Genomic DNA, 12,469 nt, shown 5'->3' with positions numbered 1-12,469 from the left:
TGGCATGACAATGAGCAAACGACTTTTCCTGGCCGCCGCATTGATGGTCACTTCAGCATTTCCAGCTTTGGCTGAGACGTATGAAGTCAAGATGATGAACCGTGGTGAAAAAGGTTCGATGGTTTTTGAGCCTGATTTCTTGAAGCTGGCGCCGGGCGATAAGGTGAAATTCGTTGCGACGCATAAGAGCCATAATGCGGCGACTATTGATGGGATGGTTCCAGAGGGCAATCCGGGCTTTAAGGGCAAGATTAACGAAGAGATCGAAGTGACTTTTGATCAAGCAGGCTTTTACGGCATCAAGTGTTCGCCGCATTACGGCATGGGCATGGTTATGCTGATTAAGGTTGGCGAAGCGGAGCTTCCACAAAGCTATCGTGAGGTGAAGTTTCCTGCACGTGCAAAGGCGCGTTTTGAAGAGTTGTTTGCAGCATCATCCAATTGATTGTATAGTTAAATGCTAAATTAAGTGATTTTAATTTAGCATTTAAACTTAATTATTTGACTTATGATATTCACGTGAATGTTAGGGGCTTATTGTTGACACTCTGTTTACATTTTGTTGACGCTTCTGCTATTAGGGCGATGTCATATTGTTAAGCCGTCCATTTTAAATTGTCTTTTTATTGACTTTATAAAAAATGAATGCGTCGATTATTTTAGTTCATCTTACTTTTGCATCTAAATAATCGCTGCTTGCACTATGATAGATGCAGCAGCTTTGCGGCATCTCTTTTATGACCTGAATGTTAGGATAAGCTCAGTCTGAAGAGGGCAGAAACAAATTCAAGAGCTTTCATAGTCATTTTTAATAAGATTATATTTATATTGATAAAGAACGACGGCATCTTTTTTGGATGTCGTCGTTATTTTATGGTGCATTTCTACATCGTGATTTTAATAGTTTTGATTACGAAATTGGGGGGGGGCTACATTGCTGCTTTTAAGCGATGCTGCGTTAAATCAAGATCGAGTTCTTTTGCGCGAGCAATGACGGGTGCAAAGCGGCGCTGCTTCTTTTCCGCATGGTTTGAAGCAATGTCCGCAATGCGGTGCTTGAGGAACGGGTTAAGGAAGCGCTCGCGAACAGTATTGACATAGGCTTCAGCCTGTTCGCCCAGACCGTCAGCGGCAAAAACCGGCAGAACTTCTTCGCGCCAAAGCGCTTCAAGTTCATTGCGGATCGTTTCGTCGTTCATGGCCTCCAGCACAATTTCATCCTTCGGACGATTGCCGTTCAACCATTGCTCAGCAATGAAAGTGTGGCCGAGATTGAGAAGATAGAGCTTGAGGCGCTCATAGCTTGCGAGGTCATCTGTCACCACGATGTCAGGGTGCTTGCAGGGAAGCGTGAGCCCATCTGTCTGCTCAATGGCCCAGATTGCATAAGGTTCAGCAATGGCGCCGACCGGATCGATAGGTTCGGATACGATGCGGTCAACAAGGCTGTTGGCAAAGACGCATTTGCTTTCAATCCATTGTGTGAAAGCCTTCGGCAAGCTCCAGCTTTCTGCGAGATCAAGCACAATCGAGCGAAGCTTGTCGCCATTGCGCGAGATCAGCTCGCACGGAAAAATCGACAGTGCTGCTTCTGGATTAACCTGCCAGCGATGATGCAGTAGCACAAGCAGCTTGGCGGGAAAGCTTTTTGGCAAACGGTCGGTTTCGCTCAATAGGGAAACATCATCACTTGCATCCAGCTCAAAACCTTTATCACCCGTATTGGACAGGATCACCTGAACCTGCGTCGCAAGTGCTCGGATAGCCTGCCAATCGGTATGGGCGGAATAGGCCACACTTACGCTTCTTGCCTGATGCGTTTCATCAATAGCCTCGCCATTGGTCAGGCCGCGAATGATGACCGGGTAGCCTTCGCCGCTGTTAAGCGCCTCGATGCGGCGCGCACTCTCAGGATTGGTGGTCGTTTGAACGATTGCAACGGTGCCGATAGCGTCGCCTTTAGCTAAAGCTTCAGAAATGAAGAAGTCCACATGCCCGAGCAGAAAACGGCTGGTGCCAAACTGTAGAATCGATGGCTGATCGGTCATGTAGTCCTCCCTGAATTCCCTAAAATAGCTACGCCAGCCGGTAAAATTGGTCAAGCCACTCTTTAAAATCCATCTAAAAGGTGGTGCGACAAAACTGACATAATTGCATATATTCAGCAATTACAATGATATAGCTAATATTGCACTTTTTGCATCTTCAAAATATGGTAAGGCCAATTTGGGAGAGAGCATGAGTGAGCATATTGGCTCCGTGGAACCGCGGAGGCTTTACCAACAGATTGCCGATCGGGTCCGTCATCTGATCCGTGAAGGCCATTTTCCAGCGGGAAGCAGACTTCCAGCCGAGCGTGAACTCGCGCATCAGCTGGGCGTGTCCCGGCCTTCTTTGCGTGAAGCGCTGATTGCGCTTGAAATTGCAGGCAATGTCGAAATCCGCATGGGTTCGGGGATCTATGTTGCAGCTGAGGAAACACGGCTTCCAGCACAAGGCGGTTCGATTGGCGAAAGCCCGCTCGAAATCATGCAGGCGCGTTCGCTGATCGAAGGCAGTGCCGTCATCATGACCTGCAGCCAGATCAACACTGAAGCGCTGGAACGCCTGCGCGGCAATCTCGATGCGATGCGGCTACAGATTGAAGCGGAACGCAAGCCTATTGAACTGGATCGCCAGTTTCATCTGATCATTGCCGAGCAATCGGGCAATTCGGTTGTTGCCCGCATCGTGCGTGATTTGTTTGACGAGCGGCATAGTCCGCTGACCGCGCAAATGCGCACGCGCTACGAAAATGCTGACACATGGGCATTTGCTCTGGCGGAACATGAGAAGATTTATGCTGCACTGGAGGCGAGGGATCCGCTTCTGGCGCAGGCAGCGATGCGAACGCATCTGGATACATCAAAGCAGCGATGGATGGAGAACGAGCCCAGATAGTTGGGCTCATGTTTAACGCTGTTGCGATCTTGGGAGTGAGGTCAGAAAAATGAACGACAAGGCTGTCTCGGCTGTGACGCCGGTAATCCTTTTGCATCCGTCCGACGATGTGGCGGTTGCGCGTATTTCGGTTCGCGCTGGTGATCCGATTGGGCTTGGTGGTATTACTGCGCACAATCTTATCGGGCGTGGTCACAAGGTTGCTCTGCACGCTATCCCGCAAGGCAAGGAAGTGCATAAATATGGGCAGGTGATTGGTGTTGCCACGCAGGATATTGCCGTGGGTGAACATGTGCATCTGCACAATCTCGCAATGCTGCCTTCCGAGCATGAGCATCAGTTTTCGGTCGATATTGAAGAACGCGGTATGCTGCCGGAAGCTGAGCGCCGGCAGTTCATGGGCTATGATCGCGGTTTCGGTGGCGTCGGTACGCGCAATTATATCGGTGTCATTTCATCGGTAAATTGCTCGGCAACCGTGTCTCGCTACATTGCGGATTACTTCAACCGCATGGGTGGACTTGACGGCTTTGAGAATGTCGATGGCGTGGTAGCACTTACGCATGGCAGTGGCTGTGCGTTGAACACCAAGTCGGAAGGCTATCGCCTACTGACTCGCACCATTCAGGGCTATGCCAAGCACCCGAATTTTGGTGGTATTCTGCTGATCGGCCTTGGTTGCGAAACCAACCAGATCGCGCCGATCATGGAACATTATCGCATGGAAGAGGGTGCGCGCCTTCGCACCATGACGATCCAGCAGCATGGCGGCACGCGCAAAACCATCGATCATGCGATTGCTGAGATTAAGGAAATGCTGCCACTGGTGAATTCCGCTAAGCGCACGCCACAGCCGTTGTCGAAGCTGAAAGTTGCGCTCGAATGCGGTGGTTCGGATGGTTATTCCGGCATTTCAGCGAACCCGGCTCTGGGCTATGCGTCCGATCTGATCGTGCGCAATGGCGGCACAACTGTTCTGGCAGAAACACCTGAAATCTATGGCGCTGAACATCTTCTGACACGCCGCGCGGTTACGCCTGCGGTTGCAGAAAAGCTGCTTCAGCGCATCGACTGGTGGCGCGATTATACGGCCCGGAACGGCGACGAACTGAATAACAATCCGTCGCACGGAAACAAGCTCGGTGGCTTAACCACCATTCTTGAGAAGTCGCTGGGTGCGGTTGCCAAGGGCGGCTCCATGCCTCTCAAGGCCGTCTATGAATTTGCTGAAACCGTAACCGAACAGGGTTTCACCTTCATGGATACGCCGGGCTACGACCCGGTCGCTGTGACTGGACAGGTGGCGGGCGGTTGTAACGTGATCTGCTTTACCACAGGGCGCGGATCGGTTTCGGGCTTCAAGCCTGCGCCTTGCATCAAGATCGCGACCAATTCCGAAATGTACGAACACATGAAGGAAGATATGGACTTCAATTGCGGTGGCATCGTCACCGGCGATGAAACCATTGAAGAGTCCGGCACGCGCATTTTCGAGCACATTATCGCCGTGGCTTCTGGTGAGCAGACGCTGAGTGAAATCTACGATTATGGCGATAACGAATTCGTCCCTTGGCAGGTCGGTGCCGTAACCTGATCTGCCTCATGCAATAAAAATGACAGGAATATTCTGATGGTCAAAGCTCTGCGTATCGAGAGCGAGAACGTAACTCGTTTTGCTGAGATTCCGGAAGCGCCACTGTTGCCTGGCCACGTCCGGGTGAGCGTCAAGCATGTGGGGCTTTGCGGCAGCGATCTAAATACGTTCAAGGGGCTTAACCCGCTGGTGGAATTACCACGTATTCCCGGTCATGAAATCGGCGGCGAAATCATCGAAGCGGGTGAGGGCGTGAGTGCGGCCTATGCCACGGGTAAACGGGTTATCGTGCTGCCTTACACCAATTGCGGCCAGTGTTCGTCTTGCCGCAAAGGTCGTTTGAATGCCTGTCGTTACAACAAGACGCTCGGTGTGCAACAGAATGGTGGACTGGCAGAACAGATCGTGCTGCCAGCTGAAAAGCTCATTCTGAATGATACGCTTGCACCCCGTCATCTCGCATTGGTCGAGCCGCTTTCAGTTGGTTTCCATGCGGTCGAACGTGGACGCGTTCAGGCTGGTGATACCGTTGCGGTGCTGGGCTGTGGCATGATCGGCATGGGTGTGTTGATCGGTGCAGTTGCGCGTGGTGCAAAGATTATCGCCATCGATCCGAGTGCTGAAAAGCGTGAACTGGCGCTGAAATTTGGTGCAACACACGCTCTGCCGGGTGGCGAAGATGTTGTCGCGAAGGTGCAGGAACTCACCAATGATGATGGCGTCGATGTCGCCTTTGAAGCGGTCGGGTTGCCGATCACATTCACGCAGGCGGTTGAACTCGCAGGCTTTGCTGGTCGTGTGGTCTATGTCGGCTATTCCAAGTCGCCAGTGACCTATCAGACCCAGTTCTTCAATCTCAAAGAACTCGACATTATGGGTTCGCGCAATGCGACGCTCACCGATTTTGAGGCTGTCATCGCGCATCTTGAGAAGCTTGGAAACGATGCAGACCTGCTTATCTCTAAGGTGTTTCCTTTTGAGCAAGCAGAACAGGCGCTGCCCTATTGGGATGGCGATCGTAACGTTCTGAAAATCATCATTGAACGCAACTGAATCGAAGCAAATGCGTCATGCCGGGAAGGACGGTATGGTGCGCTAGTGGAGGAAGCCGGCCTCGTGGCCATTGTTTGAAGACCCCAAAAGGGAGGAATATCATGAAAAAACTCGTTACCGGCATGATCGCCGCTGGCATGTTGCTGGCAGGAAGCATGGCAGCCTATGCTGCCAATGTGTCGATCAAAGTTGCCTATGAAAACAACCCGGGCGAGCCTTTTGATGAGGTGATGCATTACTGGAAAGACGATCTTGCCAAGCGCAGCAATGGCGAAATCACGCTGGAGCTTTATCCAAGCTCGCAGCTCGGCTCCAAGAAGGATGTGACCGAGCAGGCCATGATGGGCCTCAATGTCGTGACGATTTCCGATGTTGGCTTTCTGGCCGAATATGACCCGGACCTCGGCGTGCTTTACGGTCCGTTCCTGACTGACGATCCGGCACAGCTTTTCAAAGTTTATGACGGCGATTGGTTCAAAGGAAAGAGCGAAGAGCTGAAGAAGAAGGGCATTCACATCGTGATGCCAAACTATCTCTACGGTATTCGCCAGATCATTTCCAAGAAGCCGATCCGCACGCCGGAAGACCTCAAGGGCATGAAAATCCGCGTGCCGAACAACGTCATGCAGATCAAGACCTTTGAAGCTATGGGTGCTACGCCAACCCCAATGCCGCTGGGCGAAACCTTCCCGGCCCTTGCACAGGGCGTGATTGATGGCGTCGAAAATCCGATTTCGGTTCTCTATGGCCAGAAGTTCCAGGAAGAAGCCAAGTATCTAAGCAAGGTCGGTTATCTGACCAACGTGGCTCTGATCGTCGGTGGCGAAGCCTTCTTCTCGACGCTGCCTGAAGAACAGCTCAAGATGATCCATGAGTCCGCATATGATGCGGGTCTCTACAGCCAGAAGCTGACGATCGAAAAAGACAACGAGATGATCGAGAAAATGAAGGAAGCTGGCGTCGAAGTCATCGAAGTTGACCGTGCTCCTTTCAAAGCTTTGGCTGAAAAAGTCTACACGCAGTTCCCTGAATGGTCGCCAGGTCTTTATGAAAAGATTCAGGCTGAGCTGAAGAACTAATCCTCCCTATTCGGATATTGCCATGTCGCGGTTTTCACTGCGGCATGGCACGCTTATGGAAATTAATCCGATGAAATATTTTGATAAACTGGTCGAGTGGTCGGCAGCTTTGCCGCTTTTCGTTTTGCTGGCAATGTTCAATGTCGCTGTTGTCATGCGCTACTGGATACATCAGCCATTGCAATGGACTGAGGAAATGGCCGGGCTTTTGATGATCTGGATCATCATGCTTGGTAGCGTTGCGGCAGAACGCAGCAACCAGCATCTCGCCATTCCCATGCTTGTGGACCTCTTCTCTGAGAAGATTCGTGATGTCATTAATGCAATCATCTCAATTCTCTCGGGACTGTTCCTGCTTTATGTATCCTATGCCGGTTACAAACTGTCGGTCGCAGCGCAGTTCAAAGTTACTGACGTGCTCCGCGTCTCCTATTTCTGGATCGACATCGCAGTCCCCGTCGGCTTCGTGATTATCTCTATTTATATGTTTGCAGGTGCTTTCAAGTCCTTGCGCGCCGTATTTGCGGGAGGCAAGGCATGAACCTGACGACCATCGTTCTTATCATGCTGGCACTGATTGCGCTTAACATGCGCCTGTATGTGGCCATTTTGATTGCTGTCTTTACCTATTTTATCTTCTTCAACCAGATGCCGATTGCTATTGCTGTGCAGCGCTTTATCAGCCCTGCGCAGAACACATCGCTGCTGGCGATCCCGTTCTTCATTATGCTTGGAACGGTCATGTCGCATACGGGTATTGCCGAGCGTCTGATTAAGGTTGCGGATATTCTGGTTGGTCGTATGCGTGGCGGCATGGCGCTGACCAACATCATGGTTTCGACCCTGATGGGTGGCGTGAGCGCCTCCAACCTCGCCGATAGCGCCATGCTGACGCGCATGATGGTGCCGGAAATGGTCAAGCGTGGCTATGATAAGGCATTTTCCTGCGCAGTTACGGCTGCCGGTTCGCTGATCACGCCAATCATTCCTCCGGGTATTGCGCTGATCATCTATGGTTTGATCGCTGACGTATCCATCGGCAAGATGTTTATGGCCGGTGTTGTTCCGGGCATTCTCGGCGCCGTTATTCTGATGATTGCGGCCTACATCACTTCGGTAAAGCGTGGTTATAAGCCAAGCCGTGAAAAGCGCATGAGCGGTGCCGAAGTTGCATCGACGCTTGCTTCTGCATGGCCAGCGGTCTTGCTGCTTTTTGCGATCATCGGCGGTATCCGTATGAACATCTTCACGCCGACGGAAGCCGGTGCTGTTGCTGTTACGCTCGTACTGATTATCGGCTTTGTGATCTATCGCGAGATGCGCGTTTCGCACGTGGTGGATTCACTTATTGAAACCGCCAAGTCCACAGCCTCCGTCATGCTGGTTATCATGGCGTCGTCTGCACTCGCCTGGGTGTTTTCGCTTGAGCAGGCCGGCCAGTCGCTGATGCAGTTGATCTCGTCTTTCACCAGCAACCCTTACGCATTTTTGCTGGCAGTCAACGTAATCCTTCTGATCCTTGGCGCGTTGATTGAAGGCACAGCACTGATGATTGTTCTGGTGCCATTGCTCATGCCAACAGTTCGTGCCTTGGGTATTGATCCTGTACATTTCGGTATCATCGTCATCGTCAATCTTTCGATTGGTACGCTGACGCCGCCCGTCGGAACAGTGATGTTGATGGTCTGTAATATAGCCAAAGTACGTGTTGCAGATTTCACGCGTCAGGCATTCAGCATGTATATGGGGCTGTTCATCCTGCTTGCATTGATCACATACGTGCCATTCATCTCGACGTTTTTGGCAAACTAATTGATTAAAGGCGCGGGAAAATCCCGCGCCTTTTATTTTACAGCACCGAGTGACAGTCCTTTGATAAGATAGCGCTGCAACCAAACAAACAGGATTGCAACGGGCAACGTAGCAACCAATGTTGCGGCCATCACATAATGCCACTCAACCGTGTAGCGCCCAGCAACCAGTGAGAATACCTGAATAGGTAGCGTGTAACTCTCCTGACTGCGAAGCATCGTCAGCGCTACAACGAACTCATTCCAAGCGTTGATGAAAGTAAAGATCGTGGTCACTGCGATTGCTGGCAGGCAAAGCGGCAGAAAAACTTTGGCCAGTGTTTTGAAACGACCTGCACCCTCCATCCATGAAGCTTCTTCGAGGTCCTTTGGTATCGTGTCGAAATAGCTTTGCAGCATCCATACCGTGAAGGCGACGTTGAACGCCATATAGACGGCACCCACTGCTGTAACGCTTTCAATCAATCCATAGGCTGCGAGCAGTCGAAACAGGCCAAGCACCAGAACGATGGGCGAAATCATCTGCGAAATGAGCAAGAACTGCCGAAACGCACCATCACCTGCAAAGCGAAAGCGGGACATGGCGTAAGCGGCAGGGATTGAGAAAACAATCGCGCCCACCGATGCTATTACCGATACATAGACGGAATTAAGAAGTGCTGTGCCGAAGCCTGTACGCATCCACATTTCCGAGAAATTCTGCCAATGAAATTCGCTCGGCCACCATGTTGGTGACAAAACTTCCTGGGGTGGCTTTACAGCGGTGAGGAACATTACTGCGAAGGGAAACAGTGTCAGCACAATGAGCGGAGCAAGAGCCGCCCATGCGAGAATTGTTCGTTTTACCTTTGGCTTGTTCATGCCGGTTCCTTCCGCATGGCAAGGCGAATATAAATCGCGGTAAACACAAGAAGAATAGCCAGCATGATCAGTGATACTGCGGAGGCTTCACCGAGTTTTCCGAGACGGAACGCAAGCTTATAAAGATGCGTGACGAGAATATCGGTCGAATTTGCGGGCCCCCCCTGTGTCATCACCCAGATGATAGGGAAGGAATTGAAAACATAAATCGTGTTCAGAACGATGGCTATATTCACGAAGGGCTTGAGTAGCGGGAAGGTAATTTCACGAAACTGCTGCCATGGACTGGCACCTTCAAGCGATGATGCTTCGTAAAGATCATCGGGAATGGACGAAAGGCCACCGAGAAAGATCGTAGTTGTAAAGGGCACAGTGACGAGAATGCCGACAAGTATCTGCATCGGAAATGCGGTTGTTGCACTCGCAAGCCACTGGATATTGCTATCGATCAGCCCGAGATTACGCAGCGCAGAATTGAGCATTCCGCTTTCGCCATTCAGCGCCCAGCGCCAGACGATTGCGGTCATGGTAAGCGATACGGCCCATGGCAGCATAATGATGACGCGTGCAACTGACCGGCCGTAAAAGTCCATATTGAGAATGATCGCGACTGGGATCGAAACAAGCAAAGCGCCGCCAACAACGGCAACCGTCCAGAAAGCAGTTCGCCATATCGCATTAATGAAATCGGGTGACGCGAACAATGCTGAGAAATTGTCGACACCGTTAAAGTCTCGCAATTGCCCGAAGCGGTTCACGTTGTGGGTGGCAATCTCTATGAGGTTCACAACCGGCCAGAAAATCACAACCGCAGCCAGAAGCAGGCTTGGCAGGATCAGGAAATAGGGCAGTGTGCGATTTTGCATCAGCCATAAACCCCATGCATCTGTTGAATGAAGAAAGCCCGGCAATGCGCTAATGCACTGCCGGGATGACGGAGGCTTATTTCTTCAGGATTGCATCCGCTTTGGCGGCAGCTTCCTTGAGCACAGCGTCTGGTTCACCCTTGCCGAGATAGATTGTCTGCATGGCATTAGACGTGATGTCAGCGATTTCTTCCCAACCCGGAATGATCGGTGCGAAACGTGCATCTGGCAGAAGTGCGGTGAAGGCTGCGAGATCCGCATTATTGACGTAATAATCCATCTTCGCTTCTTCCTTATTCACAGGAAGGAAACCTTCGCCTTGCGTGAACTTGGCGCGCCAATCGGTCTGGAACAGGAAGTCGAGCACTTTCCATGCCTCCTCCTTGTTCTTAGAGTTCTCGAACATGATGACAGAGTCTGTCACGCCATAAGTTCCACGCGCACCCGTTGGACCGGCTGGAATTGCTGACACGCCGTATTTAAGATTTGGCGCTTCTTCTTTGATCTGGTTTGACAAAAACGGTGCTGTGATCATCATGCCGACTTTGCCCTGCTTGAACAGGTTTTGCACGTCCTCACGCGCATAAGAGGTGACGCCAGGCTGCGTCAGACCATCATCAATCATCGATTTGTAAAGCTTGGCTGCTTCCAGTGCGCCCGGTGAACTCAGGCCCGATGTGCCGTCCTTGTTGAGGATTTCAGCCCCTTGTGACCACATGGCATAATAATAATAAACATCGGTTTCAATTTCTTTGCCCTGAAGGCCGAAACCATAGTTTTCACCGCCCAATGCCTTGATCTTTTCAGCGGCAGCTTTCACCTCATCCCACGTTGCGGGAGGATTGGTGACGCCTGCTTTTTCCAACAAATCCTTGTTGTAATACATGGCGCGGGCAGAGGCCGCGATTGGCAAGCCGTAAGTTTTATCTTCGAGTATCGAAGGCGACAGGAATGTTTCGATGAAGCGCCCTTTGAAAGCGTCATCCATATAGCCGTCAAGCGGCTCTGCAATACCCTGTTGTACGAAATCGATTAGCCACCTGGTACCAATGATGGAAAGATCTGCGTTGGTACCAGCGGAAATATCGGTTGTGAGCTTTTGTAGCAGCACATCCCATGGCACGACTTCGAAATTGAGCGTTATGCCGGGGTTCTCGGCTTCGAAAGCCTTCTTTACTTCATCAAAATATGGTTTGGTTTTCGAGCTGTATTCCGCAACCGTCATGCGCACTTCGCCCGCTTGTGCGAATGAGCTCAGTGCCAGAATGCTTAATCCGGCCAGAAGGCCAGCCTTCCATTTTCCTATCGTCATGTTTCCGTTCCCTTTTTTGGCATTGCCTGATGCAATTTCATGCTTATTTTTGTTATTTTCTTACATTATCGGCAAATCAAACGCTTTCAAGTAAAAAGTTTTGTTGCAAACTTACATTTTCACTTTTACGCTAAAGCCAAATAAGGGCGCGAAAAGCGCCGTATAAAGGGGAATAAATTGGAGAATTCAGGCGAGTTTGCCGGAAAATCCGTATTGATAACCGGCGCTGGCGGTGGCTTGGGGACGGCTCTTGTTGAGCTTTTTACCTCTCGCGGTGCGCGCGTTGTCGGTTGCGATCTGACGCTTGAGGCAATGCAGAGCGATTGTATCTCCAGCCGTCACGTTTTTGACCTTGGTGTTCCTGAAACTGTGGAGCACGCGGCTCAAGGCATTATCGCTTCAGATGGTGTGCCCGATATCGTCATTAACAATGCTGGCTGGACCCGCTCGGATAGTTTTGAGGACCTTGAGCAAAGCAAAATCGCAACTGAAATCGATATAAATCTGACGAGTGTTTCAGTGCTTTCTACGGTTCTGGCAAAGGCAATGGCACGCCGGGGAAACGGGGCTTTTGTCTTCATATCCTCCATCAACTCACTCATGCATTTCGGCAATCCAGCCTATGCGGCTGCAAAGGCCGGCATCAATGCTTTTGCTCGCGCCTTGGCCGTTGAATATGGCCCGAAAGGTCTTCGCGCGAATGTGGTTTGTCCGGGCTCTATTCGAACGGCTGCATGGGATCATCGGATAGGTAAAGATCCAACGGTTCTCGACAAGTTGCGCAAGCTTTATCCTCTGGGACGTATTGTCAATGTTGAGGAGGTGGCGGAGGCGGTAGCATTTTTGGCGTCTGATCGAGCCTCCGGCATCACCGGCACGGTTCTGCCGGTTGATGCTGGCCTGATGGCTGGATGCAGGCCTTTTATTGATGATATTTTAGGTGGGAGCTAAGC

The 12,469-nt window shown here is 51.0% G+C and carries 12 protein-coding genes; 8 read left to right on the top strand and 4 right to left on the bottom strand.

Annotation, left to right across the window (positions count from 1 at the left end):
• The first annotated feature begins 4 nt into the window (after positions 1 to 4).
• Positions 5 to 445 (top strand): pseudoazurin, encoded by a 441-nt coding sequence (locus ACOZHT_RS07135; RefSeq protein ID WP_421565509.1) that lies wholly within the window; start codon positions 5 to 7, stop codon positions 443 to 445.
• 484 nt (positions 446 to 929) lie between these two features.
• Here ACOZHT_RS07135 and ACOZHT_RS07130 read toward each other — a convergent pair whose 3' ends face one another.
• Positions 930 to 2,048: a mannitol dehydrogenase family protein gene (locus tag ACOZHT_RS07130; RefSeq protein WP_421565508.1), complete on the bottom strand. Its 1,119-nt coding sequence runs from the start codon at positions 2,046 to 2,048 to the stop codon at positions 930 to 932.
• A gap of 190 nt (positions 2,049 to 2,238) precedes the next feature.
• Between ACOZHT_RS07130 and ACOZHT_RS07125 the strand changes: the two genes are divergently transcribed.
• From ACOZHT_RS07125 to ACOZHT_RS07100, 6 genes are all read left to right on the top strand, one after another.
• Complete coding sequence (locus ACOZHT_RS07125; protein WP_421565507.1) at positions 2,239 to 2,940, top strand: FadR/GntR family transcriptional regulator; 702 nt, start codon at positions 2,239 to 2,241, stop codon at positions 2,938 to 2,940.
• Positions 2,941 to 2,989: 49 nt separating this feature from the next.
• Positions 2,990 to 4,534: a UxaA family hydrolase gene (locus ACOZHT_RS07120; RefSeq protein ID WP_421565506.1), complete on the top strand. Its 1,545-nt coding sequence runs from the start codon at positions 2,990 to 2,992 to the stop codon at positions 4,532 to 4,534.
• 36 nt (positions 4,535 to 4,570) lie between these two features.
• Positions 4,571 to 5,587, top strand: coding sequence for a zinc-binding alcohol dehydrogenase family protein (locus ACOZHT_RS07115; RefSeq protein ID WP_421565505.1), 1,017 nt, complete (start codon positions 4,571 to 4,573; stop codon positions 5,585 to 5,587).
• A gap of 101 nt (positions 5,588 to 5,688) precedes the next feature.
• On the top strand, positions 5,689 to 6,666 hold the full coding sequence (locus ACOZHT_RS07110) for a C4-dicarboxylate TRAP transporter substrate-binding protein (protein ID WP_421565504.1): 978 nt from the start codon (positions 5,689 to 5,691) through the stop codon (positions 6,664 to 6,666).
• A 22-nt stretch (positions 6,667 to 6,688) separates the two neighbouring features.
• Complete coding sequence (locus ACOZHT_RS07105) at positions 6,689 to 7,207, top strand: TRAP transporter small permease (RefSeq protein ID WP_421565503.1); 519 nt, start codon at positions 6,689 to 6,691, stop codon at positions 7,205 to 7,207.
• Complete coding sequence (locus ACOZHT_RS07100) at positions 7,204 to 8,478, top strand: TRAP transporter large permease (protein ID WP_421565502.1); 1,275 nt, start codon at positions 7,204 to 7,206, stop codon at positions 8,476 to 8,478. Before ACOZHT_RS07105 ends, ACOZHT_RS07100 begins: the two co-directional genes overlap by 4 nt.
• Before the next feature lie 32 nt (positions 8,479 to 8,510).
• Here the strand turns inward: ACOZHT_RS07100 and ACOZHT_RS07095 are convergent, their stop codons facing one another.
• The 3 genes from ACOZHT_RS07095 to ACOZHT_RS07085 form a co-directional block, all read right to left on the bottom strand.
• Complete coding sequence (locus ACOZHT_RS07095; protein ID WP_421565501.1) at positions 8,511 to 9,338, bottom strand: carbohydrate ABC transporter permease; 828 nt, start codon at positions 9,336 to 9,338, stop codon at positions 8,511 to 8,513.
• Positions 9,335 to 10,204, bottom strand: coding sequence for a carbohydrate ABC transporter permease (locus ACOZHT_RS07090; protein ID WP_421565500.1), 870 nt, complete (start codon positions 10,202 to 10,204; stop codon positions 9,335 to 9,337). The genes ACOZHT_RS07095 and ACOZHT_RS07090 overlap by 4 nt, the downstream gene beginning before the upstream one ends.
• Before the next feature lie 76 nt (positions 10,205 to 10,280).
• Positions 10,281 to 11,516 (bottom strand): ABC transporter substrate-binding protein, encoded by a 1,236-nt coding sequence (locus tag ACOZHT_RS07085; protein ID WP_421565499.1) that lies wholly within the window; start codon positions 11,514 to 11,516, stop codon positions 10,281 to 10,283.
• Between the two features lie 177 nt (positions 11,517 to 11,693).
• Here ACOZHT_RS07085 and ACOZHT_RS07080 point away from each other — a divergent pair, with 177 nt between their 5' ends.
• Positions 11,694 to 12,467, top strand: coding sequence for an SDR family NAD(P)-dependent oxidoreductase (locus tag ACOZHT_RS07080; RefSeq protein ID WP_421565498.1), 774 nt, complete (start codon positions 11,694 to 11,696; stop codon positions 12,465 to 12,467).
• The last annotated feature ends 2 nt before the right edge of the window (positions 12,468 to 12,469 follow it).

Source organism: Ochrobactrum sp. EDr1-4, from assembly GCF_049199085.1.
Classification (GTDB): domain Bacteria; phylum Pseudomonadota; class Alphaproteobacteria; order Rhizobiales; family Rhizobiaceae; genus Brucella.
The sequence above is the reverse complement of the archived record's forward strand: the minus strand, read 5'-3'. Positions and strand labels throughout refer to the sequence as shown.

Coding starts and splice junctions, on each gene's coding strand:
- ACOZHT_RS07085 (WP_421565499.1), bottom strand. CDS start 11,516: ATGACGATAGGAAAATGGAAGGCTGGCCTTCTGGCCGGATTAAGCATT.
- ACOZHT_RS07095 (WP_421565501.1), bottom strand. CDS start 9,338: ATGAACAAGCCAAAGGTAAAACGAACAATTCTCGCATGGGCGGCTCTT.
- ACOZHT_RS07100 (WP_421565502.1), top strand. CDS start 7,204: ATGAACCTGACGACCATCGTTCTTATCATGCTGGCACTGATTGCGCTT.
- ACOZHT_RS07110 (WP_421565504.1), top strand. CDS start 5,689: ATGAAAAAACTCGTTACCGGCATGATCGCCGCTGGCATGTTGCTGGCA.
- ACOZHT_RS07115 (WP_421565505.1), top strand. CDS start 4,571: ATGGTCAAAGCTCTGCGTATCGAGAGCGAGAACGTAACTCGTTTTGCT.
- ACOZHT_RS07120 (WP_421565506.1), top strand. CDS start 2,990: ATGAACGACAAGGCTGTCTCGGCTGTGACGCCGGTAATCCTTTTGCAT.
- ACOZHT_RS07130 (WP_421565508.1), bottom strand. CDS start 2,048: ATGACCGATCAGCCATCGATTCTACAGTTTGGCACCAGCCGTTTTCTG.
- ACOZHT_RS07125 (WP_421565507.1), top strand. CDS start 2,239: ATGAGTGAGCATATTGGCTCCGTGGAACCGCGGAGGCTTTACCAACAG.
- ACOZHT_RS07090 (WP_421565500.1), bottom strand. CDS start 10,204: ATGCAAAATCGCACACTGCCCTATTTCCTGATCCTGCCAAGCCTGCTT.
- ACOZHT_RS07105 (WP_421565503.1), top strand. CDS start 6,689: ATGTCGCGGTTTTCACTGCGGCATGGCACGCTTATGGAAATTAATCCG.
- ACOZHT_RS07135 (WP_421565509.1), top strand. CDS start 5: ATGACAATGAGCAAACGACTTTTCCTGGCCGCCGCATTGATGGTCACT.